The following is a 23,988-nucleotide window of genomic DNA, read 5'->3' as shown; positions in this document are numbered from 1 at the left end:
CTCGGCGGGCGCGAGCCCGTCCGGCGCGGCCGGTACTCCCGGCGCGGGCCGTACGGCCGGTACGGCTCCTGCCGCGCCCAGCCAGACCCAGGGCACCACGGGCCAGGCTCCGCCCCAGCGGACCACCCCGACCACCGGGGGCGGTGGCGGTGCCCCCAGCACCAGGGCGGGGCCGACCAGCGCGGGCGGCACGGCGACCGGCGGCACCGGCTCGGGTACCTCGGGCGGCGGCACACAGTCGGGCGGGGGCAGCGACGCGGGTGGCTCCTCCACCGGTCAGCCCGGCCTGGTGGGCGGTCTGTTCGGCAACTGAGTCCCCGGCACGCCAAGGGCCCCGTACCTCGCGGTGAGGTACGGGGCCCTTCGGTGTGTGCTCGTCACGCGCGGCCGGCGTCCAGCTCCTTGGCGGCCTCGGTCAGGTCCTTCACGGTGTCGATGGCCCGCCAGTAGGAGCCCTGGGGCAGCGGGAACCCGGCGAGCTTGCGCTCGCGGGCCAGGCGGGGGAACGTCGCGCGCTCGTGGTCGCCCCGGTCGGGCAGCAGGTCGCGGAACTCGGGGGAGAACACGTACACACCGGCGTTGATCTCGACGGTGGACGGCGGGGCCTCGATGAAGTCGGTGATGTGCCCGAAGCCGTCCGTGCGCACGGCGCCCCAGGGGATGCGCGGCCGGGCCAGCGCGAGGGTGGCGACCGCGTCCCGCTCGGTGTGGAAGTCGGCCATGTCCCGCAGCGAGAAGCGGGTCCAGATGTCGCCGTTGGTGGCGTACCAGGGCCGGTCGGGGCGGGGGAGGTGCGCGGCGGCGTACTTAAGGCCGCCGCCTCGGCCGAGCGGCTCGGTCTCCACGACGGTGGTGACGGACAGCGGCAGCTCGGCCGTGGCCAGCCACTTCTGGAGTACTTCGGCGAGGTGGCCGCAGGAGACCACCACGTCCGTGACGCCCTCTTCGGCCAGCCAGTTGAGCTGGTGGCCGATGATCGGGGTGCCCGTGCCGGGAATCTCGACCATCGGCTTGGGCCGGTCGTCCGTGTAGGGGCGCAGCCGGGACCCCTGGCCCCCGGCCAGGACAACGGCTTGGGTGGGGCGCGCAGCGACGTTCGGATGGGTCATGCCCCGAACTGTACGTGGCGCCCCGCCGGGGTCCAGAGGCGCGACAGGGCCGCTTGTGGGCGCCGGTCAGCCATGTGCCGATCCGCTGTATGCGGGTCAGCCATGTGCCGATCCGCTGTGTGCCGGTCAGCCATGTGCCGATCCGCTGTGTGCGGGTCAGCCATGTGCGGATCAGTGGTGTGCGGATCAGCCATGTGCGGATCAGTGGTGTGCGGATCAGCCATGTGCGGATCAGTGGTGTGCGGATCAGCTGTGTGCCGCCAGCACACCCGTCGCAAAGGACGTGTCGCACACCGGGCGGGCGTAGGACTGGGCTCGGGAGGCGCCGTAGAGGCGGACCGCGGCCCGGCCCAGGCTGCGGGCGATGGAGGTGCAGTGCTCGGCGAGCGCGGGGTGGCCGTTGACCGCCTGCTGGAGGTGGGTGAGGACCACGCCGGGGTTCTTGTCCTGAAGCTCGGTCAGCAGCCGGTCGCGCAGGACGTCCTGGGGCGCCGACTTCTTGGCGGTGACCGTACGGGCGGTGCCGGCCTTCGCGGGGGCCTGGGCGACGTCCGAGGCGGTGAGCACGGAGCCTTCGGAGTCCCCGGTCCAGTTGACCCGCGTGACCGCGAGGGTTCCGGAGAGCACCAGGACGACGGGCAGGACGAGGGCGAGAGTGCGGCCGATCCGGCGGGCAGGGCCGCCCCGGTGGCCGCGTCGCGTCTGAGGGATGGTGGAGTGCGTCACGCGAGTGAGGGTAGCGCTCGGTACTGATTTGGCGACATTTAGTCACCCTTACGGGGGATGAAGTCGCGCTGCTTTCTGGGTAGGGGGTTGACGCCGGCCGCCCGAATTGATCCCTGTGCCGGGATATCCGCCGAACCGTGCCGGGTACGGCGGGAGGGGGCCCCGCAGGACCCCCTCCCTGTGAACTGCCTGTGTTCCCCGGTCAGTCGGAGAGACGCTCGCCCGTGGAGGTCGAGAACACGTGGATCTCGCCCGGCCGCGGCACGACGTGCAGCGTGGAGCCCTTCTCCGGCACCTGACGCCCGTTCACCCGGACGACGAGGTCCCGCACGTCACCGTCGACCTCGACGGCGCCGTACACGTACCCGTCGGCGCCCAGCTCCTCGACGACGTTCACCGAGACGGCGAGGCCGGCCGGGGCGTCGGCGCTGTCCTTGGTCAGCGTGGTGGCCGCCGCGCCGCCGCCGAGCTCGACCACGTCGAAGTGCTCGGGGCGGACGCCGACCGTCACGGTGGTGTCGCCCCGGTCGGCGGCGGCCGAGAGCGCGTCCCGGCTGACCGGCACCACGCTGTTGCCGAACTTCACACCGCCGTCGGTGATCGGCACCTCGACCAGGTTCATCGCGGGGGAGCCGATGAAGCCGGCCACGAAGAGGTTGGCGGGGCGGTCGTACATGTTGCGCGGGGTGTCGACCTGCTGGAGCAGTCCGTCCTTGAGCACGGCCACCCGGTCGCCCATCGTCATGGCCTCGACCTGGTCGTGGGTGACGTAGACGGTGGTGATGCCCAGGCGCCGCTGGAGGGAGGCGATCTGGGTACGGGTGGAGACGCGGAGCTTGGCGTCCAGGTTGGACAGCGGCTCGTCCATGAGGAAGACCTGCGGCTCGCGGACGATCGCGCGGCCCATGGCGACACGCTGGCGCTGACCGCCGGAGAGCGCCTTGGGCTTGCGGTCCAGGTACTCGGTGAGGTCGAGGATCTTGGCGGCCTCCTCGACCTTCGCCCGGATCTCCGCCTTGTTGACGCCCGCGATCTTCAGGGCGAAGCCCATGTTGTCGGCGACCGTCATGTGCGGGTAGAGGGCGTAGTTCTGGAACACCATGGCGATGTCCCGGTCTTTGGGCGGCAGGTGGGTGACGTCGCGGTCACCGATGCGGATGGCGCCGCCGTTGACGTCCTCGAGCCCCGCGAGCATGCGGAGCGAGGTGGACTTGCCGCAGCCGGACGGGCCGACGAGGACGAGGAACTCGCCGTCCTCGATCGCGATCTCCAGCGCGTCGACGGCGGGCTTGGTGGAGCCCGGATAGATCCGGGTCGCCTTGTCGAACGTGACAGTGGCCATGGTGAGGGGCCCCCTTCTACCGGCAGGAACGTGCCGGACGATCCGTTGTAGGAAGGTGGTTCATTGGTTCACCCAGGTGAACTGGCAGGACCGTACCCGTCCCCGACCTGCCCTGTCAGTACCTGGACGCCCTCGAATTTTCCCCACCGCCCCCCACCCCCGCATGGGTACACTGCACACACACGGGCCCACGGGCCCCCGCCTCCTTAGCTCAGATGGCCAGAGCAACGCACTTGTAATGCGTAGGTCGTCGGTTCGAATCCGACAGGGGGCTCCGCACGGCGAAGGCCGCCCGCACCCTGAGGTGCGGGCGGCCTTCGTGGTTCCCGGGGGGTCAGGCCGGCATCAGCAACGACGTCAGGGCCTCGCGGAGGACCGTGTCCGGGTCCGCTGCCGCGCTCGTGGCGCGCCAGGCGACGAAGCCGTCGGGGCGGATGAGGACCGCGCCGTCGGCAGTGGTGCCGTGGGCCTTCGCCCAGTCGGAGCCCTCGGTGTCGTAGGTGAGGTCGGCGTCCCGGCCGGGACCGACGCGGTAGGCGTCGAGGGCGACGCCGTCCTCCGCCGCGACGCGGCGGGCCGCCGCGTACCAGCCCGCGTCGTCGGGGGCGTCGGTGAGGAGGACCATCGAGCGCTCGTACAGGTCGAGGGTGGACAGCCGCAGGCCGCCCCGGCGGAGCCAGATGTGGGGGGCGCGGCTGCCGGGGCGGCCGTCGAGGGCGAGGGCGTCCGGGACGACCTCGGCGTAGGGGTCGGCGCCGAGGACCGCGCCGGCCGGGTAGCGGTAGCCGAGGACCACGTTGAGGATGCCGCCCCGCTTGGCGCCGCCCACCCCGGGGGCCGGGGCGAAGCCGGGGTGGCTGTGCTCGACGGAGCGGGCCGAGGCGCGGGCGCTGGTCGCGGCCGCGACGGGGCGGCGCTCGGCACCGTATGACTCCAGCAGGCCGGGGCCGGCCCAGCCGGAGAGGACCGCGGACAGCTTCCAGGCGAGGTTGTGGGCGTCCTGGATACCGGTGTTGGAACCGAAGGCGCCGGTCGGGGACATCTCGTGGGCGGAGTCGCCGGCGAGGAAGACCCGCCCCGAGGAGTAGAGGTCGGCGACGCGTTCGGCGGCACGCCAGGAGGCCATACCGGTGATCTTCACGTCGAGCTCGTCCACGCCGACCGCCCGGCGGATGTGGTCGCGCAGCCGCTCCTCGGTGAAGTCGTCCAGGGTCTCGGCGCGCTCGGGGTGCCAGGGCGCGTGGAAGACCCAGTTCTCCTTGTTGTCCACGGGCAGCAGCGCGCCGTCCGCGTCCGGATGGGTGAGGTAGCAGCAGATGAAGCGCCGGTCGCCGACCACGTCGGCCAGCGCGCTGGACCGGAAGGTGACGCTGACGTTGGCGAACAGGTCACCGGGCCCGCTCTGCCCGATGCCGAGGGCGCGCCGTACGGGACTGCGCGGGCCGTCGGCGGCGACGAGGTAGTCCGCGCGGACGGTGAACCGTTCCTCGGTGTGCCGGTCGAAGACCGTCGCCGTCACTCCGTCGGCGTCCTGCTCGAAGGACTCCATCTGGTGGAAGTACCTCAGGTCGCCGCCGAGTTCGCGCGCGCTGTCCAGCAGGACCGGCTCCAGGTCGTTCTGGCTGCACAGGCACCAGGTCGTGGGGCTGAACCTCGCCAGACCGCCCCCCGGGTCGATGTTCCGGAACAGCCACTCCCCGGCGTCACCCACGAGGGTGGATGTCTGGAGGATGCCGTGGTTGTCGGCGAGGAGTGAGGCGGCCGCCTTGATGTCGGGCTCCACCCCGGCGACCCGGAACAGCTCCATCGTGCGGACGTTGTTCCCCCGTCCGCGCGGGTGGACCGAGGTCCCGGAGTGCCGCTCGACGAGCATGTGCCGCACACCGAGACGGCCCAGGAACACGGACATGGACAGGCCCACCAGTGAGCCGCCCACGATGAGGACGGGGACCCGGTGGTCGGCTTTCTGATGCATCGAAGCCTCCAGTGGCTGGGGGTGGGCGCGCGGGGCGCCTGTGACTCTTCCTTCCCGGTGGGGGCACCTCCGCGTGCCCAATCACCCACGTGGTTCACAGGAGTCGCGGGCTGGTGGAGCCCGGCACAGGATCAAGGAACGCTGCCGGGCCCGATCCAAGGCAGGCACCGGTTCTGCCCCGCGAAGGAGATGTGTGCAGGATGACCACCACGTCTGAACGTCCCTCAGAAACGCCGGCACGCGAGGTGTCCAGGCGTGTATCCCAGTCCGTGTTCGACGGCTCCCCGCTGCGGGTCGTCCTCCTGGTCGACGTGTACGACGGCGCGCAGCAGCAGTTCCTGGAGGCGTACGAGCAGCTCTGCTCCCAGGTCACCCAGGTGCCCGGTCACGTCAGCGACCAGCTCTGCCAGTCCATCGAGAACCCCTCGCAGTGGCTCATCACCAGCGAGTGGGAGAGCGCCCCGCCGTTCCTCACCTGGGTGAACAGCGAGGAGCACGTGCACATGGTGGAGCCGCTGCACTCCTGCGTGCGCGACACCCGTTCGCTGCGCTTCCACATCGTCCGCGAGACGGGCGGCCCGGCCGTCCCCGCCGAGTCGGCCCCCGGCCGCCGTCTCCAGGAGCACCCGCGCATCGGTGACGGAGTCATCCGGCACGCGCTCACCTTCACCGTGAAGCCCGGCACCGAGGAGAAGGTCGCGGCGATCCTCGCGGACTACACCTCGCCGAAGGCCCGCGTGGACGACAGCACGCAGCTCCTGCGGACCTCGCTGTTCATGCAGGGCAACCGGGTGGTGCGGGCCATCGAGGTGCGCGGCGACCTGCTCGCGGCGCTGCGGCACGTGGCCCGGCAGCCCGAGGTGCGGGCGGTCGAGGAGGCCATCAACCCCTACCTGGAGCAGGACCGCGACCTGAACGACCAGGAGTCGGCCCGGATGTTCTTCACCCGTGCGGCGCTCCCCGCGGTGCACCACGTGGTCGCCGACGCGCAGGCGGAGGGCAACCGCCTCGCACTGTTCTACCCGGCCCGCGCCGGCCAGGGCATGCGGCTGGCCGAGCTGCTCTCCCAGCACGACCAGAGCGCGGCCGACGACCCGGCGAGCGCGGTGCTGCGCAGCACGGTCTTCCAGCGCGACGACGTGGTGGTGCGCCTGGTGGACGTACGCGGCAACAGCGTGGACGAGCTGCCCGCCGACCCGGCCGCGGCATCCGAGCTGCGCGCGCTGCTCGACGGCGACGCCGCCCGGATGGACCTCGTCACCGACCGCCGCGCCTCGGGCGCCTGATCCGGTGGCCGCCTCTCACCCCGCAACCGCCGACGCGGCACATCCCACGGAGGAAGCTGTGATCAAAAACCGTCCCAAGATCATCGACCTGAAGGACACCGAGCACAACACCCGGCGCGGCGGCGACCTGCGCGCCATGCTGACCCCGGCGACGGTCGGCTCCACCAGCGGTTTCATGGGCGTGGCCATCGTGCAGCCCGGCGACCGCATCGGTGAGCACTACCACCCGTACTCCGAGGAGTTCGTGTACGTGATCTGCGGCCGGCTCGAGGTGGACCTCGACGGCGAGGCGCACCCGCTCAAGCCGGAGCAGGGCCTGATGATCCCCGCCCACATGCGGCACCGCTTCCGCAACGTGGGTGACGAGGAGGCCCGCCTCGTCTTCCACCTGGGTCCGCTGGCCCCGCGCCCGCAGCTCGGTCACGTGGACACCGAGGAGACGGACGTCATCGGGGCCGCCGCGGTGGTGACCGAGGCCGGTGGTGCCATGGCCGCCGGCCGGGACCAGGTGCGCTCATGACCCGGCGGGTGGCGGTCACGGGCATAGGCATCGTGGCTCCGGGCGGGATCGGTACGCCCGCGTTCTGGGACCTGCTGTCCAACGGCCGGACCGCGACGCGCGGCATCACTTTCTTCGACCCGTCGGGGCTGCGTTCCCGGATCGCCGCCGAGTGCGACTTCGACCCGGCGGCCTACGGGCTCGACGCCGAGCAGGTGCAGCGGGCGGACCGGTACATCCAGTTCGCGCTGGTGGCCGGCGACGAGGCGGTGCACGACTCCGGCCTCGACCTCGCGGCCGAGGACCCCTGGCGGATCGCGGTGTCGGTCGGCACCGCGGTCGGCGGCACCACCCGGCTGGAGAACGACTATGTGCTGGTCAGCCATGGTGGCCAGCGGTGGGATGTGGACCACACCCAGGCCCGGCCCGAACTGCACCGGGCGTTCTCGCCCAGCACGGTCGCCTCGTCGGTGGCCGAGCGGTTCGGCGCGCGGGGCCCGGTGCAGACCGTGTCCACGGGCTGCACCTCGGGCCTGGACGCCGTCGGGTACGCCTTCCACACAGTGCGGGAGGGCCGGGCGGACATATGCCTGGCCGGTGCCTCCGACTCGCCGATATCCCCGATCACGATGGCGTGCTTCGACGCGATCAAGGCGACGTCCCCGAACAACGACGATCCGGCGCACGCCTCCCGCCCCTTCGACAACAACCGTGACGGGTTCGTCATGGGCGAGGGCGGCGCGGTGCTGGTGCTCGAGGAGCTGGAGCACGCCCGGGCCCGCGGGGCGCACGTGTACTGCGAGCTGAGCGGGTACGCCACGTTCGGCAACGCGTACCACATGACCGGTCTGACCCCAGAGGGCCTGGAGATGGCCCGCGCGATCGAGACCGCCATGGACCAGGCCCGGATCGACCCGACCGCGATCGACTACGTCAACGCGCACGGTTCCGGCACCCGGCAGAACGACCGCCACGAGACGGCCGCGGTGAAGCGGGCGCTCGGGCAGCACGCCTACGACACCCCGATGAGCTCCATCAAGTCGATGGTGGGGCACTCCCTCGGGGCGATCGGGGCCATCGAGGTGGTGGCGTGTGTGCTGGCGCTCGCCAAGCAGGCCGTCCCGCCGACCGCGAACTACGAGACCCCCGACCCCGAGTGCGACCTGGACTACGTCCCGCGCGAGGCACGGGAGCGGAAGCTGAACGGCGTGCTCTCCGTGGGCAGCGGGTTCGGCGGTTTCCAGTCCGCGGTGATCCTGACCCGGCCGAGGGAGTGAGGACACGATGAGCGCAACCGAGGAACGGCGTGCGGCCGTCACCGGTATCGGGGTGGTCGCGCCGAACGGCATCAGCACCGAGACCTTCTGGAAGTCCACCCGGGAGGGCATCAGCGTCCTGGACCGGGTGACCCGTGAGGGCTGCCAGGACCTGCCGCTGAAGGTGGCGGGCGAGGTCCGCGCGTTCGACCCGGCCGTGGTCGAGGAACGCTTCCTGGTGCAGACCGACCGCTTCACGCACTTCGCCATGGCGGCGGCGGACCTGGCCCTGGAGGACGCCCGCCTGGGCCAGGCGGACACCGCGGCGGACCCCTACTCCATCGGGGTGGTCACCGCCTCCGGCTCCGGCGGCGGCGAGTTCGGCCAGCGCGAGCTCCAGCAGTTGTGGGGCAAGGGCAGCCGGTTCGTCGGCCCGTACCAGTCCATCGCCTGGTTCTACGCGGCCAGCACCGGCCAGATCTCCATCCGGCGCGGCCTCAAGGGGCCCTGTTCGGTGGTCGCCTCCGACGAGGCGGGCGGTCTGGACGCCCTCGCGCACGCCGCCCGCGCGGTCCGCCGGGGCACCGATGTGATGGTGGCCGGCTCCACCGAGGCGCCGCTCGCGCCGTACTCGGTGGTCTGCCAGCTCGGGTACGGGGAGCTGAGCGGGGAGAGCGACCCGACGCGCGCGTACCGCCCCTTCACCGACGCGGCGTGCGGGTTCGTGCCCGCCGAGGGCGGGGCGATGCTGGTCATCGAGGCGGAGCGGTCCGCGCGGGAGCGCGGGGCCGAGGTCCGGGCGTACGTCGCGGGACACGCGGCGACGTTCACCGGGGCCTCCCGCTGGAAGGAGTCCCGTGAGGGGCTGGCGCAGGCCATCCGGAACGCGCTGGCGGAAGCCGGCTGCGCCCCGGAGGAGGTCGACATGGTCTTCGCCGACGCCCTCGGGGTGCCGGAGGCGGACCGTGCCGAGGCGCTGGCGCTGGTGGACGCGCTCGGTGAGCACGGGCGCCGGGTGCCGGTGACGGCACCGAAGACCGGTACCGGCCGCGGCTACTGCGCGGCACCGGTGCTGGACGTGTCGGCGGCGGTGCTGGCGATGGAGCACGGCCTGATCCCGCCGACGCCGAATGTGGTGGACGTCTGCCACGACCTGGATCTCGTGACCGGGAGCGCCCGCGTGGCCGAGCCGCGCACGGCGCTGGTCCTCAGCCGGGGCCTCATGGGGTCGAACTCGGCGCTGGTGCTGCGGCACGGCGACCGATAGGCGAACAGCAAAGGAGAGAACGGCATGAACGCGCAGATCACCGAAGAAGAACTGGCCGCCCTCATGAAGAAGGCGGCGGGCATCACCGTCGCCCCGGAACTGCTGCGGAAGCAGCCCGCGACCCCCTTCGAGACGCTGGGGCTCGACTCGCTCGGCCTGCTGGGCATCGTCGGCGAGCTGGAGAACCGGCACGGCACCCCGATGCCCCCGGACGCCGAGCGCTGCAAGACGCCGCAGGCGTTCCTCGACCTCGTCAACAGCGCCCTGATGGCAGGAGCCTGACATGGCCGGACACACCCGGAACGAGATCACCATCGCCGCTCCGCTCGACCTGGTCTGGGACATGACCAACGACCTGGAGAACTGGCCGCAGCTGTTCAGCGAGTACGCGTCCGTCGAGGTTCTCAAGCGTGAGGGCCGCAAGACGACGTTCCGGCTCACCATGCACCCGGACGACAACGGCACCGTGTGGAGCTGGGTCTCCGAGCGCGAGCCGGACCGCGAGAACCGCACCGTCCGCGCCCGCCGCGTGGAGACGGGCCCCTTCGCCCACATGGACATCCACTGGGCCTACGAGGAGGTGCCCGGCGGCACCCGGATGGTGTGGACCCAGGACTTCGCCATGAAGCCCGAGGCGCCGGTCGACGACGACTGGATGACCGACAACATCAACCGCAACTCCAAGGTCCAGATGGCGCTCATCCGGGACAAGATCCAGCAGGCCGCCGGGGACCGCCCCGCCCCGGCCCTGGCCGACTGACCGGCGAGCGGGAGAAGAGGACACCTGCCATGCACCAGGGACTGATCGTGGCCCGGATGGCACCGGGCTCGGCCCGGGACATCGCCAAGATCTTCGCGGAGTCGGACCGGGGCGAGCTGCCGCACCTCGTCGGGGTGCGCCGCCGCAGCCTGTTCCAGTTCGGCGATGTGTACATGCACCTCGTCGAGTCGGACAGCGACCCGGCCCCGGCCATCGCCAAGGTGGCCGGCCACCCGGAGTTCCGCGGGATCAGCGAGCGGCTGTCGGCGTACGTCAGCGCGTACGACCCGGAGACCTGGCGCTCCCCGAAGGACGCTATGGCGGAGCGCTTCTACGTGTGGGAGCGCGACTAGCCGTCCGGCTCCCCTGAAGAAGACCACCGGCCGCCGGGCCCGCAGCGTCGCGGGCCCGACGGCCGGTCTGTCGTACGGGGGCCGCGTCAGCCGGCGACGTGGCACTCGAAGGCGTGCAGGTACGGGTTGACCGGACGGATGTCGTCCACGACCAGGCCCGCCGAGGTGAGCCGGCCGACCATGGACTCGGTGGTGTGCTTGGCGCCGCCCACGTTGAGCAGGAGCAGCAGGTCCATCGCGGTGCTGAAGCGCATCGAGGGGGTGTCGTCCACCAGGTTCTCGATGACGATGACGCGGGTGCCGGGGCCGCCCGCGGCGGTGACGTTGCCGAGCAGCCGGGCGGTGCTCTCGTCGTCCCACTCCAGGATGTTCTTGATGACGTAGACGTCGGCCTTCACCGGGACCGAGGCGCGCACGTCGCCGGGCACGATCTCGGCGCGGTCGGCGAGGTCGCCGGTACGCAGGCGGGGCAGGGCGTTCTCGACCACGCGGGGCAGGTCCAGCAGGCTGCCGTGCATCGTCGGGTACTTGTCCAGCAGACAGGCCACCACATGCCCCTGGCCGCCGCCGAGGTCCGCCACCGAGGAGGCGCCGGACAGGTCGAGCAGGGCGGCGACCTCGCGGGCCGACTGCTCGCTGGAGCGGGTCATGGCCTGGTTGAAGACGTCCGCGGACTCGGGGGCGTCCTCGTTGAGGTAGGTGAAGAACTCCTTGCCGTAGAGGGACTGAACGACGTTTTCCCCGGTGCGCACGGCCTCGTCCAGCCTGGGCCAGGCGTCCCAGGTCCACGGCTCGGTGCACCACAGGGCGATGGCGCGGAGGCTGTCGGGGTCGTCCTCGCGCAGCAGACGGGACATGTCGGTGTGCGCGAAGGTGCCGTCAGGGCGCTCGGCGAAGACGCCGTAACAGGACAGGGCGCGCAGCAGCCGGCGCAGCGGCTTGGGCTCGGTCTTCACCGAGGCCGCCAGGTCCTCCACGGGCTTGGGGTCGTCACCGAGGGCGTCCGCCACGCCGAGCCGGGCGGCTGCCCGGACGGCGGCGGCGCAGGCCGCCCCGAACACCAGCTCGCGCAGGCGCATGGGGGGCGGTGGGGCTGTCTCAGCGGTTGTCATCTGCCGCCCTTTCTCGTTCTTCGGCCTTCTTCGGTCATCGATGGGCAGCGGGCGGGCGGTCAGCACAGGCCGGCGGGCTTCGAGGCCCGGCAGGAGTTGCGCGCGAAGCTGTTGCCCTTGCCCGTGCCGGTGTTCACCAGGTCCGCGGGGGCGTTGGCCGACAGCGTGTTGCCGTCGACGCGGTTGTTGTCGCCGGTGGCGCCGACCATGCTCTTGAAGAGCACGATGCCGCCGGAGAACGGGGACTTGCCGGCGTTGCCGCGTACGTAGTTGCCGGTCACGCGGGTCTGCTCGACGCCGGTCAGCACGATGCCGGAGCCCTGGAGGGCGGGCAGGCGCGCGGTCTTCGGGCAGAACTTGTTGTTCTCCAGGACCCGGTTGCGGGCGACGGTCAGGTGACCGGCCTTCGGCCTGTTCTCGTCCCCGACGACGAAGACACCGGCGCAGTTGCCGCGGATGCCGTTGTCCTGGACGTTCACGTTGCGCAGGCGGCGGACGGTGACGCCGATGCGGTTGTCGTCGAGGCGGTTGTGCTCGACGAGGGTCCGTCCGGCGTCGTACGCGCCCCCCTCCTCCTTGATGGTGTTGGCGAGGAAGACTCCGGCGTCGCCGTTGCGCTCGGCGACGTTCTCGCGGAACACGCCGCCCGTGGAGCGCTCCTGGGCGATGCCCCAGGTGTCGTTGTCGACGGCGTGCACATGGCGGACCGTCATGCGGTCGGTCGCCATGCCGAAGACACCGGCGCGGGTGAAGCCGGTGACGGTGAGGTCGGCGACGGTGACGCCCTCGACGTTCTTCGTCTTGGTGCCGATGACACAGATGCCGTTGCCGTTCTGGGCGCAGCTGTTGGCGTCCTTGCCGGTCTTGACGGCGGCGGGCTTGACGACCGTACGGGCGCCCGCGCCGCGCAGCGTGATGCGGTCCCTGCCGATCTGCACGCTCTCGTGGTACGTACCGGCGAGCACCAGCACGGTGTCCCCGGCCCGCGCGGCGTCGACGGCCTTCTGAATCGACTCGCCCGGACGGACCACGAGGGTCTGGTGAGCGGCGGCCGCCGGGACCGCCCCCACTCCCGCGCTCACGAGCGCCGCGCCACAGGCGAGATATGCGAGGTGTCTCTTCATACCGCGTACGGTATGACCGTTTAATCCGGTATCCCGCGCGATGGTCCGTCCGGGGGCGTGTCTGTCAGAGGGCTCGCAACGCCCGCCCCACGGCGAGCCGTACATCGTCCCGGGGCCGCCCGGCCTCGCCCTCCTCCAGCTGCCACAGCCGGTTCTGGAGCACGCGGGCCAGCGTCCAGGCCCGCGCCCGTTCCCGGTCCAGCCCGAGGGCGGCGGTCAGCGCGTCGAAGCGGCGGCGGGTGTCCGACGGGTCGTACCGGTTGGCGAGCGCGGGGAGCAGCTCGAAGCCGGGGTCGCCGGCCAGCGGCTTGGGGTCGATGGCCAGCCAGGGCGCGCGGGCCGCTGCGAGGACATTGCCGTAGTGCAGGTCCCAGTGCAGCAGCCGGTCACCGGGCTCGTCCGCGACCTCGCCCAGAGCGGCCGCGCAGTCCCGCAGCAGGCGCCGGGTGCCGGGATCGGGTTCCGCGCGGAGGGCTCGCGGGAGGCGGGCCGTCATTCCGCGCGCGATGTCACCCAGTCGGCGCACTCCCGGCGGGGCGGGGTGGGCGGTGAGCCGGGCGAGCAGTGCGCCCAGGACGTCGACCGCCTCGCGGGTGTCGGGGAGCGCGGAGAGGGGGCGGTGCTCGTCCAGCCGTTCCAGCAGGAGGGTGCCGGTGGGCGGGTCGTGCGCCAGCAGGCGTACGGCGCCGTCTCCGGCCCAGGTGAGCAGGGCCGTCGCCTCACCCGCGCACTCCTCGTCCAGGTGCTGGACCTTCAGCGCCGCCGGGGTGCCGTCGGCGGCGGTCACCGGGATCACCAAGGCGGCGATGCCGGACAGGTGCGGGCCGTCGGCGCGTAGGGACCAGTGGGCCAGGAAGCGGTCTGCCCGCCGGATCAGGGCAGGGCGGCCGGAGGGCGGGGTGGGCACGTGGGCGACCATACTGGCCGGTGTGAGACGGGGTGCCGGGTTGGGGCGAGCGGGTCGGGCGGTCGTGGCCTACGTGCGGTCCGCGCCCGGTACCTATGTGTGGCTTGCCATTCTTTTTGTCACCACGGTGGCTCTGCATCACATGTCGCCCGAGTTCGAGAAGGAGTTTCTGCGGCAGCGGTCCACGAACATCCACGAGTTGTCGCAGAACCCCGTGCGGGTGCTGATCACGAGTGGGATGTGGATCGACGGGGGCCACTGGCTGCCGTATGTGGCGGCGTACAGCGTGTTCCACGCACAGGTGGAGCGGTGGGTGGGGACGGCCCGGTGGGTCGTGGTGTGTGTGGCCGCGCATGTGCTGGCGACGCTGATCAGTGAGCTGGCGCTGCTGAGGGCGATAAATGACGGGCATGCTCCCGCCTCGGCCGTGAACACGCTCGACATCGGGGTCAGTTACGCCCTCGCGGGGGTCATGGGTGCGCTGACGTACCGGATCGCGGCGCCCTGGAAGTACGCCTACCTCGCCGTGCTGCTCGCCGTGTACACCGTCCCCCTGGCCGGCGGCCGGACCTTCACCGACGTCGGGCACGCCCTGGCCGCGCTGATCGGGCTGGCCTGTTATCCGCTGGTGCGGGACCGGGGGAGTACGTGGAAGCCGTTCCGGAACCCGGCCGCGCCGTCCGGCTGACCGCGCTGCCGGGCATGATCCGTACCGCGTGCCCCGACGACGTCCCCTCGTACGAGAAGCTCGGCGCCCGCCCGCAGGACGAGTGGACCGTGTACCGCCTCACCGACGAGGCACTGACGGACCTGGCCCGCTCAGCCGACCGACTCCCGCACCTGCGCCTTCCCGGGCACCCCGTGCCGGTGCGGCTTCGCCGTGACCATCAGGCCCGCGACCAGGGCGGCCAGCAGCATGACCGCGGCCGCCCACCAGATGGCCACCGTGTAGCCGTGCACCACGCCCGCCGGGACCACGGTGGCGCGGTCGGCCGGGCCGCGCAGGTGGGCGGTGACATAGGCGGCGGCGCTGGTGGTGGCGATGGTGTTGAGCAGGGCCGTACCGATGGAGCCGCCGACCTGCTGGGCGGTGTTGACGGTCGCCGAGGTGACCCCGGAGTCGCGCGGCGCGACCCCGGCCGTGGCGGTGGCGAACACCGGCATGAAGGTGAGGCCCATGCCGAGCCCGAGCAGCAGCAGGGCGGGCAGGATCTCCGAGGTGTACGACGAGTGCACTGTCATCCGCGTGAGCAGCAGCAGCCCCCCGCAGGCCAGGAGCAGGCCCGGCACCATCAGCAGGCGCGGCGCCACCCGGTTCAGCAGCCGGGCGGATATCTGGGTCGACCCGATGATGATCGCGGCGGTCAGCGGCAGGAAGCCGAGGCCCGCCCGGACGGGGGAGTAGCCGAGGATGACCTGGAGGTAGTAGGTCATGAACAGGAACAGCCCGAACATGCCGATCACCGCGAGCAGCATGGTGAGGAAGCACCCCGCGCGGGTCCGGTCCCGCACGATGTGCAGCGGCAGCAGCGGGTCCGGCGCCCGGTTCTGCCACCACACGAACACCGCCAGCAGCACGATCCCCACCGCGAACAGCGCCAGCACCAGCGGATCGGTCCAGCCGCGCGGCTCGGCCTCGCTGAACCCGTACACGACGGCCACCAGCCCGCCGCAGCCGAGCACCGCGCCGGGCACGTCGAGCCGGGCGGTGCCGCCGTGGCCGGGCCGGTCGTGCAGCAGGGCGAAGGCGCCGAGGACGGCGATGATCGCGATCGGCACGTTGACGTACAGGCACCAGCGCCAGTTCAGGTATTCCGTGAGCAGGCCGCCCAGGATGAACCCGATCGCCGATCCGCTGCCCGCGAGCGCGCCGTAGATCCCGAACGCCTTGCCGCGTTCGCGCGGGTCGGTGAACGTCGTGGTGAGCAGGGAGAGCGCGGACGGCGCGAGGACGGCGGCGAACACGCCCTGCAGCGCGCGGGCGCCGAAGAGCATCCCGGAACTGCCCGCCGCGCCGCCCAGCGCGGAGGCCAGCGCGAAGCCGATCAGCCCGATGACGAAGGTGCGTTTGCGCCCCACCAGGTCCGCGATCCGCCCGCCCAGCAGCAGAAGCCCGCCGAAGGCGAGCGTGTAGGCCGTGATCACCCACTGCCGGTTGCCGTCGGACATGTGCAGGGCGGCTTGCGCGGAGGGAAGGGCGATGTTCACGATCGTCGCGTCCAGCACCACCATCAACTGGGCCAGCGCGATCACGACCAGGCCCCACCAGCGGCGGGGATCGGCTGCCTCGGTACCGGCGGGGACCGGACCGCGCTCACCCGTTCGGCCGATGCTCATCTGGCCAGAACACCATGGATCGGTACGGGTCGCATCACCTTACGGCGCCGGGCGGCGCGGGCCCTCCGGCGCGGGGGTCACGGTTCTCCGCATCCGGAAGGCCCACTCTTCGACCTCAAGGGTGCCTGAGGTCAAGGCGGTGTCAGTGCCGGGGTGCAGCATGGGCGCATGGCGACGAGGCGAGTGACGGGTACGGGCGGCGGCAGTACGGCGGTACGGGGTGCGCGGCGCCCGGAGTTGCGGCTGCCGGCCTTGACCCCCTGGGCGGACGCGGAGCTGGAGCGGGACGGGGACTACGACGGGGTGGAGTTCCAGGAGGCCGACCTGTCGGGACAGCAGGGCGGGGGCTCCCGGTTCATGGACTGCGCGCTCACCGGATGCGTGCTGGACGAGACCGGGCTCGGGCGGGCGCGGGTGCTGGACTCGGTGCTCGACGGGGTGCGGGGGGTCGGTACGCAGCTCGCCGAGGCCACCTTCCGGGACGTGGAGTTCCGCTCGCCCCGGCTCGGGGGCGCCCAGCTGCACGGGGCGGTGCTGGAGCGGGTCGTGGTGCGCGGGGGCAAGCTCGACTTCCTCAACCTGCGGGAGGCGCGGCTGAAGGACGTGGTCTTCGAGTCCTGCGTGCTGGTGGAGCCCGACTTCGGCGGGGCCCGGCTGGAGCGGGTGGAGTTCGTCGACTGCGCCCTGAAGTCCGCCGACCTCTCCCGCGCCACGCTGAAGGACGTCGACCTGCGGGGGGCCGCTCCGCTGGAGATCACCCGCGGACTGGACCGGCTCTCGGGCGCGCTGATCGGCACCGGGCAGCTGCTGGACCTCGCTCCGCTGCTGGCGGCGGAGCTGGGGATCAGGGTGGAGGGGTAGCGAGGGTTACGAGATACGGGGGTAGCGGGCCTGGAGGGTCCAGATCGCGGGGTTCTCGGCGAGGTCGTCGTGCATGTCGGTCAGGTCCGCGATGACGTCGTGCAGGAAGTCGCGGGCCTCGCGGCGGAACTCGGCGTGCGAGAAGCTCAGCGGGGGTTCCTCGGCGGGCATCCAGTCCGACTCGATGTCCACCCAGCCGAAGCGGCGCTCGAACAGCATGCGGTCGGTGGACTCGGTGAAGTCCAGCTCCGCGCGCTGCGGGCGGGCGGCACGCGAGCCCATCGGGTCCTTGTCCAACTGTTCCGCGATGTCGCACAACGCCCACGCGAAGTCCAGCACCGGCACCCATCCCCAGGCTGTGGACAGCTCCCGGTCCGACTTGGTGTCCGCGAGGTAGACGTCCCCGCAGAACAGATCGTGCCTGAGCGCCCGGACGTCCGCCCGCCGGTAGTCCGTCTGCGGGGGGTCCGGAAAGCGGTTGGAAAGCGCGTAGCCGATGTCGAGCACGTCAGATGGTCCCATGCCGGGGGCTCAGCGTGCCCGCTCGTCCAGCAGTCGGCCCAGGTCCGGCGGCCATACGGGCTCGGCGGGGCCGGCCAGTTCGGCGGGGGTCCACCAGCGGCCGCCCAGGATGCCCTCGGCCAGGTGGGCGGCGCGTGCGGAGGCGGTGGGGTCGCGGCGGGGGCCGGGGGTGACGTAGATGTGTTCGTGCTGGTGGACCGGGACGCCGGCGCGGGTGAAGTCGTGTTCCCACGTGCACAGCAGGGGGCCGGGGACGAGGTCGGTCCAGCCGGTCTCCTCGGCCAGCTCCCGCGCGGCGCCCTCGCGGGGGGTCTCGCCGGGTTCGAGCCCGCCGCCGGGCAGTGCCCAGTGGACGCCGACCTCGGAGTTGTCGTACCGGAAGAGGAACACGGCGCCCTCCGGGTCGACCACGGCGGTACGCGCGGCCTGCCTCGGCGTGCGGAGCTGCTTGCGCAGGACTGTGCACGGGCGGTTCAGGGCGCGGTCGTGGCGGTGGGCCAGGGGCTTGTAGCCGAGGGACTTCCAGAAGGCCAGGCCGGCGTGGTTGCCGTCGAGGACGGCGAGGCGGACTGCCTGGCGGCCGGCCGCGCGGAAGCGGGCCTCGGTCAGTTCGGCGGCTTGGCGCCCGTACCCCTTGCCCTGCTGAGCGGCATCGACCAACAGCAGCCCGATCCACGGGTCGGGATCGGCCGGATCGGGGTGACGGGCCAGCGTGTTCACGACCGCGACCAGCCGCCCCTCCAACCGGGCGAGCAGCACCTCCCCGTCGGGGTGGGCCAGTTCGGCCGCGACCGCCCGCGCGACCTGCTCCGGCCGGATGTCCGCCGGGTCGGGGAACTCCCCGCTGAGCGTGTGGAACGCCCGCTGGGAGGCGTACAGCGCCGTCAGTTCGTCGAGCACGGGCGGAACGCCCCCGGCGGGCACGGGTTCGAGGATCACCCGCCGCACGCTAACGCGCGTACTCGCCTCGGCCGGGGGAATTCCGTGACCCGGCTCCGGGGCAGATCCCGGAGCCGGGCGGCAACCGCTCTCAGACGTTCACGCCGAAGTCCTGGGCGATGCCGACCAGGCCGGAGGCGTAGCCCTGGCCGACGGCGCGGAACTTCCACTCCGCGCCGTTGCGGTACAGCTCGCCGAAGACCATGGCGGTCTCGGTGGCCGCGTCCTCGGAGAGGTCGTAGCGGGCGATCTCCGTGCCGCCCGCCTGGTTGACGATGCGAATGTAGGCGTTGCGGACCTGGCCGAAGTTCTGGCCGCGGTTCTCGGCGTCGTAGATGGAGACCGGGAAGACGATCTTCTCCACGTCGGCCGGGAGGGCGGCCAGGTTGACGTTGATCGCCTCGTCGTCGCCCGCGCCCTCGCCCGTGCGGTTGTCACCGGTGTGGACGATGGAGCTGTCCGGCGTCTGCTTGTTGTTGAAGAAGACGAAGTGCTGGTCGGAGTAGACCTTGCCCTGGCCGTTGACCGCGATGGCGGAGGCGTCCAGGTCGAAGTCCGTGCCGGTGGTGGTGCGGACGTCCCAGCCGAGGCCCACGGTGACGGCGGTCAGGCCCGGTGCCTCCTTGGTGAGCGAGACGTTGCCACCCTTGGACAGGCTTACAGCCATGATTGGGAGTCCCTTCCCTTTTGAGTATCTGTGCCGACGAAGCTACGTCACCGGGTAGAACGGCGGGAGGGGTGCCTCAGGTTCCGCCCCGCTTTACCTTTTTTACCGAGCTGCTCCGCCGGCGTCGGCAGGCGCGCCGGAAATCGGGGTGACTCGGAGTGCCCGGAGCCGGGAACATGGGACGCATGTCCGGGCCCTATCTCATCCGCGGCTCGGTCTCGCTCCCCGAGGCCGAGCTGACCTGGCGTTTCTCGCGGTCTTCCGGGCCCGGTGGCCAGCACGTCAATACCAGCGACTCCCAGGTGGAGCTGCGCTTCGACCTCGCCCGCACCGAGGCACTGCCCCCGGTGTGGAAGGAACGCGCGCTCGAACGCCTGGCCGGGCGCCTGGTGGACGGTGTGCTCGTCGTACGGTCCTCCGAGCACCGCTCCCAGTGGCGCAACCGCGAGACCGCCGCCGTACGCCTCGCCGCCCTCCTCGCCGAGGCCACCGCACCCCCGCCCAAGCCCCGCCGCCCCACCCGCATCCCACGCGGCATCAACGAACGCCGGCTCAGGGAGAAGAAGCAGCGGGCCGACACCAAGCGCGGCCGCTCGGGCCGGGACTGGGGTTAGGGGGTGTCTCCCCCTAACCCAGGTCGAGCACCCCGACCGTCTGGCCCCCGCTCGTCTCGTCGGTCGTACGGAACCCGAGCCGCCGGTAGAACTCGCCGGGCCCGTCCGCGCCGGGGTGCCAGGTGACGTACAGCTCCCCGCACCCCCGCCGCCGCAGCTCGGCGGCGACCGACTCCACGGCGAACCGGCCGTACCCCTTGCCCTGTTGGCCCGCGTCGATGTTCAGCCGCCACAGCCCGGAGCGCCGCAGGCTCCCGCCGTCCGCGCGCCAGTCGATGTCCAGAAAGGCCATCAGGAACCCGACCGCCTTGTCCCCGTCGAGAATCAGCCGCGGCCAGGCCACCCCGGCGGGGCGCACGTACGCCTCCGCCAGCGAGTGCGCGACCGGTTCGACGGCGTGCTCCTGATCGGGCCGCACACGGACGGCCAGGGCGGTTTCGAGGTTCGCGGCTGTGACCTCGGCAAGACGGAGCGACATGCCCGCACCCTAGGGCGGCGTGTCCGCCGGACGCCCCCCATTTACGGGCTTCAGCCCAAGTGCCGGTACCGCCCCCGGTAATACAGCAGGGGGCCGCCCTCCGCGCTCGGGACGCGGGCCGTCAGGACGCGGCCGATGACGAGGGTGTGGTCGCCGGCCTCGACGCGCTGCTCGGTGCGGCACTCCAGGGCGGCCAGGGCGTCGGGGATCAGGGGGGCGCCCGTGACCTCGCCGCGGTCGCAGGCGAGGTCGGCGAAGAGGAGGCGGTCGCTGACCCGGCCCTTCATGGCGAATCGCCCCGCGATCTGCCGCTGGTGCTCGGCGAGGACGGACACCGCCCAGAGCGGCTGTTCGTCCAGCAGGTCGTCCATGCGGGAGCCGGTGCGCAGGCTGACCAGTACCAGCGGTGGGTCCAGCGAGACGGACATGAAGGCCGTGGCCGTCATGCCCGCGTCCTCGCCGCCCGGCGCGTACGGGTCGTCGGGGTCAAGCGGCGGTTCCTGCGCGGTCACCAGGACCACGCCCGCGGCCAGCCGGGACATCGCGGCCCGGAACTCGTCGTCGCTCACCCCTTCAGCATGCACAGAAGCGGCCGCGGCGGTGGGGGAGGGATGGTTCAGCACGCCGCAAACGCTAATCGGCCGCCCGCGCCCGCCGCATCGGGCCTCCGGTGTAGCCCGGACCTACGACCAAAGGACCGGACCTGTGGCGGAAGGGCCGCCGGGACCGGCCAGCGGCATATGCGCAACTTCGCAGCCTTTGCGATCGGAGAACGCAACGGGAAAGTGCGGAAACTGCACTCAATTGTTCAAGTTCTTCTGTGACTTGAGTCACAAGGAGTACGGAATTGTTGACCCTGTGTACCGAGTGAGCAGCGCGCTGTGATTCAGTGGCGGAAAGCCTGTGGACAGCAGGGGGAGGGCGAGCATGGAGACCGATCAGGAGCCGTACGTCCCTCTGACGTCACTGCGTCAGCTTCACCAGGTCATGGCCGAGATGAACACCGCGCGCAGCCAGGCCGACACCCTGCAGATCGTCGCGGACGGTGCGGTCACCGCCCTCGGCTACGAGATGGCCTGCGTGAACCTCGTGCGCCCCGACGGCGACCTGGTCGTCGCCGCCGTCTCCGGCAACTCCGCCGCCGAGGCCCTCATCACCGGCCGCACCGGCTCCCGCGAGTCCTGGGACCGCCGCCTGGGCATGGGCGAACTCTGGGGCGACCTGGTGTTCATACCCCACACCGAGGGCTGGGTCCTGGACGACGACGACGTCCCCCAGTGGTACACCGACGGCCCCTCGCCCCGCTTCCCCGACGAGTGGCACCCCGGCGACCGTCTCTTCGCCCCGATGTACGCCCCCGGCGCCCAGGGCGGCGCCCGCGGCGGACTGCTCGGCGTCATATCCGTCGACCGCCCCCTCACCGGCCGGCGCCCCGGCGCCTGGGGCCGCGAGGCCCTGCAGATGTACGCCTTCCAGGCCGCCATCGCGATCAGCAACGCCCACCTCCGCGCCAACATGCAGCGCGCCCTGGTCCGTCTGGAACGCGACCAGCAGGCCCTGCGCGCCAGTGAGGAATCCTTCCGTCAGGCGTTCGAATACGCCCCCTCGGGCATGGCCATCGCCGAGATGGGCGGCGACCAGCACGGCCGCATCCTGCGCACCAACGACGCCCTGTGCCGCCTGCTCGGCCGGCCCGCCTCCGCGATGCGCCGCTACTCCTTCTCCGACCTCGTCCACCCCGAGGACATCGGCACCCTGATGCGCACCTCCGCCGAGGGCGGCCGGGCCGAGCTGCGGCTCGCCCGGCGCGACGGCAGCTACGTATGGGTGTCGCTGCGCAACTCCGTGGTCGCGGACGCGGCCGACGGCCCGCGCTTCCTGCTGACCCACGTCGAGGACATAGAGGAGCGCAAGCGCCGTGAGCTCCAGCTCGCCCACCGCGCCTCCCACGACTCCCTGACCGGGCTGCCCAACTCCGCCGAGCTGCGCTCCCGGCTCGCCGCCCGGCTGTGCCGCCGCCCGGCCCACCTCGGCGCCCTCGACTCCCTGGACGCCGCCTACGGCCACCCGGCCGGCTCCGGCGACGCCCACGGCTTCGACTTCCCGCCGGGCGCGGAGGCGTACGACGCCTTCGACCACCATGTGCACACCGTCGCCCCGGAGCAGGGCCCCGACGACGGCACCAAGGGGCTCGCGGTCCTCTTCTGCGACCTGGACGGCTTCAAGTCGATCAACGACCGCTTCGGGCACAACGCGGGCGACGCGGTCCTCATCGAGGTGGCCCGCCGGCTCAGCGCCGGACTGCGGGACGGCGACACCGTGGCCCGGCTCGGCGGCGACGAGTTCGTGATCCTCGCCGACGGCCTCGGCCAGGCCGACGCCGCCGACCTCGCGGTGCGGCTGCGCAACGAGATCATCCAGCCGATCCGGGCCGAGGGCCGGGCGGTCCGGGTGGGCGCAAGCTTCGGCATCGGCTGGGCGCACTGCGGGATGACGGCCGACGAAGTGCTGAAGTCCGCCGACGAGCGGATGTACGTTGAGAAACGATCTCGTCCCAAACAGCATCGGCGTGCCGGGTGAAACGCAGGTCAGTGCGCTGACAGCGCCGGGCTCCGCGCTTCGGGCGCCCGTTCGGGGGTCCCCCGTCCGAGCGAATCGGGGTGTGCGGGAGGGTAGGCTCGCCATTCCAACCCCGTACCCCGCCCGCCCGCACTTGTTGAGGAGTACCCAGGGATGACGCCCGGCGACAACGGCGCGAGCAAGCCCGAGGAAGACGACCCGTTCGGCTACCTGTACGCCGACGGCCAGGCCCGGGGGGCCCAGCCGCCGTCCGGTGGTTACGGCTACCCCAACGCGGTCAACAGGGTGCGCCCGGTCGGTGAGCGCCAGTACGGCCAGGCGCAGCAGACCGCCCCGCCGCAGCAGGGCGGCTACGGGCAGACGACCGCCCACTACCAGGCGCCGGAGACGATGCCCGGCGGTGCTCCCACCTCCCGGCAGGCGTCGCACGGCGGCGGTGGCGGCGGGCGGCGCGGGCCGAACACCAAGGGCCTGCTGATCGGCGCCATCGCGGTGGTCGCGGCGGTCGTGATCGGCATCGGCATCGCGATGCTCAACGGCAACTCGGACGACGACAAGGGCGGCAACCAGGCGGGCGCCTCCCCGACCCAGTCGCAGGAGGCCCCGCCGAGCCCCAGGGCGACCAGCACCGGCGAGGCCGGCGAGCTGCCGAAGGCCGACGCGGTCGACGACGCGGTGCAGCTCGCGGGCGGCGCCGCCCCGGCCTCCGACATCAAGGGCGCGAAGTCGGCGGGCGGCTCCTACGTGGGCGGCCTGAACCACGTCGGCGCGTCGGTGACCTGGACGGTGGACGTGCCGAAGCCGGGCAAGTACACGCTGAACGTCAACTACGGCGTGCCGGGCAAGGACGCCAACACCACGCTGACGATCAACGGCACCTCGCAGAACCGCCCGCTGAACATGTCGAACTTCGCCCACGCCCCCGAGGGCGACTGGGAGCGCGGCTGGACCCACACCTGGGCCAACCTCCAGCTCCAGAAGGGCTCGAACACGATCAGCATCTCGTGCGGCAGCGGCAACCAGTGCGACGTCAACCTGGACCAGTTCTGGCTGGAGAAGGGCTGGCGGTAGCCGGTAACGGCTCTCAGGCCGCCGCCTCCTCGTCCGTCACCGTGGCCGCGGCCAGCAGCCGTTCGTAGTCCGCCGGGTCGAACTCCCCAGCCGTGGGCGCCAGTACGGCCGCCGCCGAGAGGGCGATGGCGCGGGTGAGGCGGGCGGGCCAGGGGAGGCCGTCGACCAGGCCCGACAGCAGGCCCGCCACCGCCGCGTCGCCC

The 23,988-nt window shown here is 72.0% G+C and carries 25 protein-coding genes, 1 tRNA gene and 3 pseudogenes; 15 read left to right on the top strand and 14 right to left on the bottom strand.

The window, feature by feature from the left end:
• Nucleotides 1–313, top strand: a pseudogene (locus GT030_RS33580) (hypothetical protein); the annotation flags it as partial.
• A gap of 64 nt (nt 314–377) precedes the next feature.
• Here the strand turns inward: GT030_RS33580 and GT030_RS33575 are convergent.
• The 3 genes from GT030_RS33575 to ugpC all read right to left on the bottom strand — a co-directional run bounded on the left by GT030_RS33575 (nt 378) and on the right by ugpC (nt 3,177).
• Nucleotides 378–1,109 (bottom strand): nucleotidyltransferase family protein, encoded by a 732-nt coding sequence (locus GT030_RS33575; protein ID WP_086694994.1) that lies wholly within the window; start codon nt 1,107–1,109, stop codon nt 378–380.
• 246 nt (nt 1,110–1,355) lie between these two features.
• On the bottom strand, nt 1,356–1,835 hold the full coding sequence (locus tag GT030_RS33570) for a hypothetical protein (protein ID WP_161204296.1): 480 nt from the start codon (nt 1,833–1,835) through the stop codon (nt 1,356–1,358).
• 202 nt (nt 1,836–2,037) lie between these two features.
• Nucleotides 2,038–3,177, bottom strand: coding sequence for a sn-glycerol-3-phosphate ABC transporter ATP-binding protein UgpC (ugpC, locus tag GT030_RS33565; RefSeq protein WP_086694996.1), 1,140 nt, complete (start codon nt 3,175–3,177; stop codon nt 2,038–2,040).
• A 200-nt stretch (nt 3,178–3,377) separates the two neighbouring features.
• Here ugpC and GT030_RS33560 point away from each other — a divergent pair.
• A tRNA-Thr gene (locus GT030_RS33560) sits at nt 3,378–3,451 on the top strand.
• Between the two features lie 60 nt (nt 3,452–3,511).
• On the opposite strand, the gene GT030_RS33555 is transcribed toward GT030_RS33560, so the two are convergent.
• Nucleotides 3,512–5,152, bottom strand: a complete 1,641-nt coding sequence (locus GT030_RS33555) for an FAD-dependent monooxygenase (protein ID WP_161204295.1) — start codon at nt 5,150–5,152, stop codon at nt 3,512–3,514.
• Nucleotides 5,153–5,352: 200 nt separating this feature from the next.
• On the opposite strand from GT030_RS33555, the gene GT030_RS33550 reads away from it, so the two are divergent.
• The 7 genes from GT030_RS33550 to GT030_RS33520 are packed head-to-tail and all read left to right on the top strand — an operon-like array spanning nt 5,353 to nt 10,573.
• Nucleotides 5,353–6,438, top strand: a complete 1,086-nt coding sequence (locus GT030_RS33550; protein ID WP_161204294.1) for a SchA/CurD-like domain-containing protein — start codon at nt 5,353–5,355, stop codon at nt 6,436–6,438.
• A 58-nt stretch (nt 6,439–6,496) separates the two neighbouring features.
• Nucleotides 6,497–6,958 carry a cupin domain-containing protein gene (locus GT030_RS33545; RefSeq protein ID WP_346009801.1) on the top strand — a complete coding sequence of 154 codons (462 nt, stop codon included), beginning with the start codon at nt 6,497–6,499 and terminating at the stop codon, nt 6,956–6,958.
• Nucleotides 6,955–8,214 (top strand): beta-ketoacyl-[acyl-carrier-protein] synthase family protein, encoded by a 1,260-nt coding sequence (locus GT030_RS33540; RefSeq protein WP_161204293.1) that lies wholly within the window; start codon nt 6,955–6,957, stop codon nt 8,212–8,214. Before GT030_RS33545 ends, GT030_RS33540 begins: the two co-directional genes overlap by 4 nt.
• Before the next feature lie 7 nt (nt 8,215–8,221).
• Nucleotides 8,222–9,460 (top strand): ketosynthase chain-length factor, encoded by a 1,239-nt coding sequence (locus tag GT030_RS33535; RefSeq protein ID WP_161204292.1) that lies wholly within the window; start codon nt 8,222–8,224, stop codon nt 9,458–9,460.
• Between the two features lie 24 nt (nt 9,461–9,484).
• A complete protein-coding gene (locus GT030_RS33530; protein WP_086695001.1) occupies nt 9,485–9,742 on the top strand; it encodes a phosphopantetheine-binding protein in 258 nt (85 codons plus the stop codon).
• Nucleotide 9,743: 1 nt separating this feature from the next.
• The gene (locus GT030_RS33525; protein WP_135792019.1) at nt 9,744–10,220 is read left to right on the top strand and encodes an SRPBCC family protein; all 477 of its coding nucleotides are present in this window, start codon (nt 9,744–9,746) and stop codon (nt 10,218–10,220) included.
• Between the two features lie 29 nt (nt 10,221–10,249).
• A complete protein-coding gene (locus GT030_RS33520) occupies nt 10,250–10,573 on the top strand; it encodes a TcmI family type II polyketide cyclase (protein ID WP_135792018.1) in 324 nt (107 codons plus the stop codon).
• Nucleotides 10,574–10,659: 86 nt separating this feature from the next.
• Here GT030_RS33520 and GT030_RS33515 read toward each other — a convergent pair whose 3' ends face one another.
• The 3 genes from GT030_RS33515 to GT030_RS33505 form a co-directional block, all read right to left on the bottom strand.
• Nucleotides 10,660–11,685, bottom strand: a complete 1,026-nt coding sequence (locus GT030_RS33515) for a methyltransferase (protein ID WP_161204291.1) — start codon at nt 11,683–11,685, stop codon at nt 10,660–10,662.
• A 59-nt stretch (nt 11,686–11,744) separates the two neighbouring features.
• Nucleotides 11,745–12,809: a right-handed parallel beta-helix repeat-containing protein gene (locus GT030_RS33510; protein ID WP_161204290.1), complete on the bottom strand. Its 1,065-nt coding sequence runs from the start codon at nt 12,807–12,809 to the stop codon at nt 11,745–11,747.
• A gap of 64 nt (nt 12,810–12,873) precedes the next feature.
• On the bottom strand, nt 12,874–13,716 hold the full coding sequence (locus GT030_RS33505) for an aminoglycoside phosphotransferase family protein (RefSeq protein ID WP_346009800.1): 843 nt from the start codon (nt 13,714–13,716) through the stop codon (nt 12,874–12,876).
• 40 nt (nt 13,717–13,756) lie between these two features.
• On the opposite strand from GT030_RS33505, the gene GT030_RS33500 reads away from it, so the two are divergent.
• Both GT030_RS33500 and GT030_RS36975 read left to right on the top strand, forming a co-directional pair.
• Entirely contained in the window at nt 13,757–14,404 is a 648-nt protein-coding gene (locus GT030_RS33500; RefSeq protein ID WP_161204288.1) for a rhomboid-like protein, read from the top strand.
• 50 nt (nt 14,405–14,454) lie between these two features.
• Nucleotides 14,455–14,529 (top strand): annotated as a pseudogene (locus GT030_RS36975) (GNAT family N-acetyltransferase); the annotation flags it as partial.
• Nucleotides 14,530–14,535: 6 nt separating this feature from the next.
• Here the strand turns inward: GT030_RS36975 and GT030_RS33495 are convergent.
• Nucleotides 14,536–16,053 (bottom strand): MFS transporter, encoded by a 1,518-nt coding sequence (locus tag GT030_RS33495; protein ID WP_161204287.1) that lies wholly within the window; start codon nt 16,051–16,053, stop codon nt 14,536–14,538.
• 168 nt (nt 16,054–16,221) lie between these two features.
• Here GT030_RS33495 and GT030_RS33490 point away from each other — a divergent pair, with 168 nt between their 5' ends.
• Nucleotides 16,222–16,914, top strand: coding sequence for a pentapeptide repeat-containing protein (locus GT030_RS33490; RefSeq protein WP_161204286.1), 693 nt, complete (start codon nt 16,222–16,224; stop codon nt 16,912–16,914).
• A 6-nt stretch (nt 16,915–16,920) separates the two neighbouring features.
• Here the strand turns inward: GT030_RS33490 and GT030_RS33485 are convergent, their stop codons facing one another.
• The 3 genes from GT030_RS33485 to GT030_RS33475 all read right to left on the bottom strand — a co-directional run bounded on the left by GT030_RS33485 (nt 16,921) and on the right by GT030_RS33475 (nt 19,042).
• Nucleotides 16,921–17,421, bottom strand: a complete 501-nt coding sequence (locus tag GT030_RS33485; protein ID WP_161204297.1) for a hypothetical protein — start codon at nt 17,419–17,421, stop codon at nt 16,921–16,923.
• A 24-nt stretch (nt 17,422–17,445) separates the two neighbouring features.
• On the bottom strand, nt 17,446–18,375 hold the full coding sequence (locus tag GT030_RS33480) for a bifunctional GNAT family N-acetyltransferase/NUDIX hydrolase (RefSeq protein WP_161204285.1): 930 nt from the start codon (nt 18,373–18,375) through the stop codon (nt 17,446–17,448).
• A 91-nt stretch (nt 18,376–18,466) separates the two neighbouring features.
• A complete protein-coding gene (locus GT030_RS33475; RefSeq protein WP_161204284.1) occupies nt 18,467–19,042 on the bottom strand; it encodes a TerD family protein in 576 nt (191 codons plus the stop codon).
• Between the two features lie 185 nt (nt 19,043–19,227).
• On the opposite strand from GT030_RS33475, the gene arfB reads away from it, so the two are divergent.
• On the top strand, nt 19,228–19,656 hold the full coding sequence (gene arfB, locus GT030_RS33470; protein ID WP_161204283.1) for an alternative ribosome rescue aminoacyl-tRNA hydrolase ArfB: 429 nt from the start codon (nt 19,228–19,230) through the stop codon (nt 19,654–19,656).
• Nucleotides 19,657–19,669: 13 nt separating this feature from the next.
• Here arfB and GT030_RS33465 read toward each other — a convergent pair whose 3' ends face one another.
• Both GT030_RS33465 and GT030_RS33460 read right to left on the bottom strand, forming a co-directional pair.
• Complete coding sequence (locus tag GT030_RS33465; protein ID WP_161204282.1) at nt 19,670–20,134, bottom strand: GNAT family N-acetyltransferase; 465 nt, start codon at nt 20,132–20,134, stop codon at nt 19,670–19,672.
• Nucleotides 20,135–20,184: 50 nt separating this feature from the next.
• Entirely contained in the window at nt 20,185–20,757 is a 573-nt protein-coding gene (locus tag GT030_RS33460) for a flavin reductase family protein (RefSeq protein WP_161204281.1), read from the bottom strand.
• A 304-nt stretch (nt 20,758–21,061) separates the two neighbouring features.
• On the opposite strand from GT030_RS33460, the gene cdgB reads away from it, so the two are divergent.
• Together cdgB and GT030_RS33450 are read left to right on the top strand one after the other, a co-directional pair.
• Nucleotides 21,062–22,714, top strand: coding sequence for a diguanylate cyclase CdgB (cdgB, locus tag GT030_RS33455; RefSeq protein ID WP_161204280.1), 1,653 nt, complete (start codon nt 21,062–21,064; stop codon nt 22,712–22,714).
• A 153-nt stretch (nt 22,715–22,867) separates the two neighbouring features.
• Complete coding sequence (locus GT030_RS33450) at nt 22,868–23,785, top strand: CBM35 domain-containing protein (RefSeq protein ID WP_161204279.1); 918 nt, start codon at nt 22,868–22,870, stop codon at nt 23,783–23,785.
• 13 nt (nt 23,786–23,798) lie between these two features.
• On the opposite strand, the pseudogene GT030_RS33445 reads toward GT030_RS33450, so the two are convergent.
• Nucleotides 23,799–23,988 (bottom strand): annotated as a pseudogene (locus tag GT030_RS33445) (1-phosphofructokinase); the annotation flags it as partial.

The sequence above is a fragment of the Streptomyces sp. SID1328 genome (genome assembly GCF_009865595.1).
Lineage (GTDB): Bacteria > Actinomycetota > Actinomycetes > Streptomycetales > Streptomycetaceae > Streptomyces > Streptomyces griseoluteus.
The sequence above is the reverse complement of the archived record's forward strand: the minus strand, read 5'-3'. Positions and strand labels throughout refer to the sequence as shown.

Bases quoted from the DNA above. Each gene is read 5' to 3' on its own strand.
- GT030_RS33575 (WP_086694994.1), bottom strand. From the start codon at position 1,109: ATGACCCATCCGAACGTCGCTGCGCGCCCCACCCAAGCCGTTGTCCTG.
- ugpC (WP_086694996.1), bottom strand. From the start codon at position 3,177: ATGGCCACTGTCACGTTCGACAAGGCGACCCGGATCTATCCGGGCTCC.
- GT030_RS33555 (WP_161204295.1), bottom strand. From the start codon at position 5,152: ATGCATCAGAAAGCCGACCACCGGGTCCCCGTCCTCATCGTGGGCGGC.
- GT030_RS33550 (WP_161204294.1), top strand. From the start codon at position 5,353: ATGACCACCACGTCTGAACGTCCCTCAGAAACGCCGGCACGCGAGGTG.
- GT030_RS33540 (WP_161204293.1), top strand. From the start codon at position 6,955: ATGACCCGGCGGGTGGCGGTCACGGGCATAGGCATCGTGGCTCCGGGC.
- GT030_RS33535 (WP_161204292.1), top strand. From the start codon at position 8,222: ATGAGCGCAACCGAGGAACGGCGTGCGGCCGTCACCGGTATCGGGGTG.
- GT030_RS33530 (WP_086695001.1), top strand. From the start codon at position 9,485: ATGAACGCGCAGATCACCGAAGAAGAACTGGCCGCCCTCATGAAGAAG.
- GT030_RS33525 (WP_135792019.1), top strand. From the start codon at position 9,744: ATGGCCGGACACACCCGGAACGAGATCACCATCGCCGCTCCGCTCGAC.
- GT030_RS33520 (WP_135792018.1), top strand. From the start codon at position 10,250: ATGCACCAGGGACTGATCGTGGCCCGGATGGCACCGGGCTCGGCCCGG.
- GT030_RS33515 (WP_161204291.1), bottom strand. From the start codon at position 11,685: ATGACAACCGCTGAGACAGCCCCACCGCCCCCCATGCGCCTGCGCGAG.
- GT030_RS33510 (WP_161204290.1), bottom strand. From the start codon at position 12,809: ATGAAGAGACACCTCGCATATCTCGCCTGTGGCGCGGCGCTCGTGAGC.
- GT030_RS33495 (WP_161204287.1), bottom strand. From the start codon at position 16,053: ATGAGCATCGGCCGAACGGGTGAGCGCGGTCCGGTCCCCGCCGGTACC.
- GT030_RS33490 (WP_161204286.1), top strand. From the start codon at position 16,222: ATGGCGACGAGGCGAGTGACGGGTACGGGCGGCGGCAGTACGGCGGTA.
- GT030_RS33475 (WP_161204284.1), bottom strand. From the start codon at position 19,042: ATGGCTGTAAGCCTGTCCAAGGGTGGCAACGTCTCGCTCACCAAGGAG.
- arfB (WP_161204283.1), top strand. From the start codon at position 19,228: ATGTCCGGGCCCTATCTCATCCGCGGCTCGGTCTCGCTCCCCGAGGCC.
- GT030_RS33465 (WP_161204282.1), bottom strand. From the start codon at position 20,134: ATGTCGCTCCGTCTTGCCGAGGTCACAGCCGCGAACCTCGAAACCGCC.
- cdgB (WP_161204280.1), top strand. From the start codon at position 21,062: ATGGAGACCGATCAGGAGCCGTACGTCCCTCTGACGTCACTGCGTCAG.
- GT030_RS33450 (WP_161204279.1), top strand. From the start codon at position 22,868: ATGACGCCCGGCGACAACGGCGCGAGCAAGCCCGAGGAAGACGACCCG.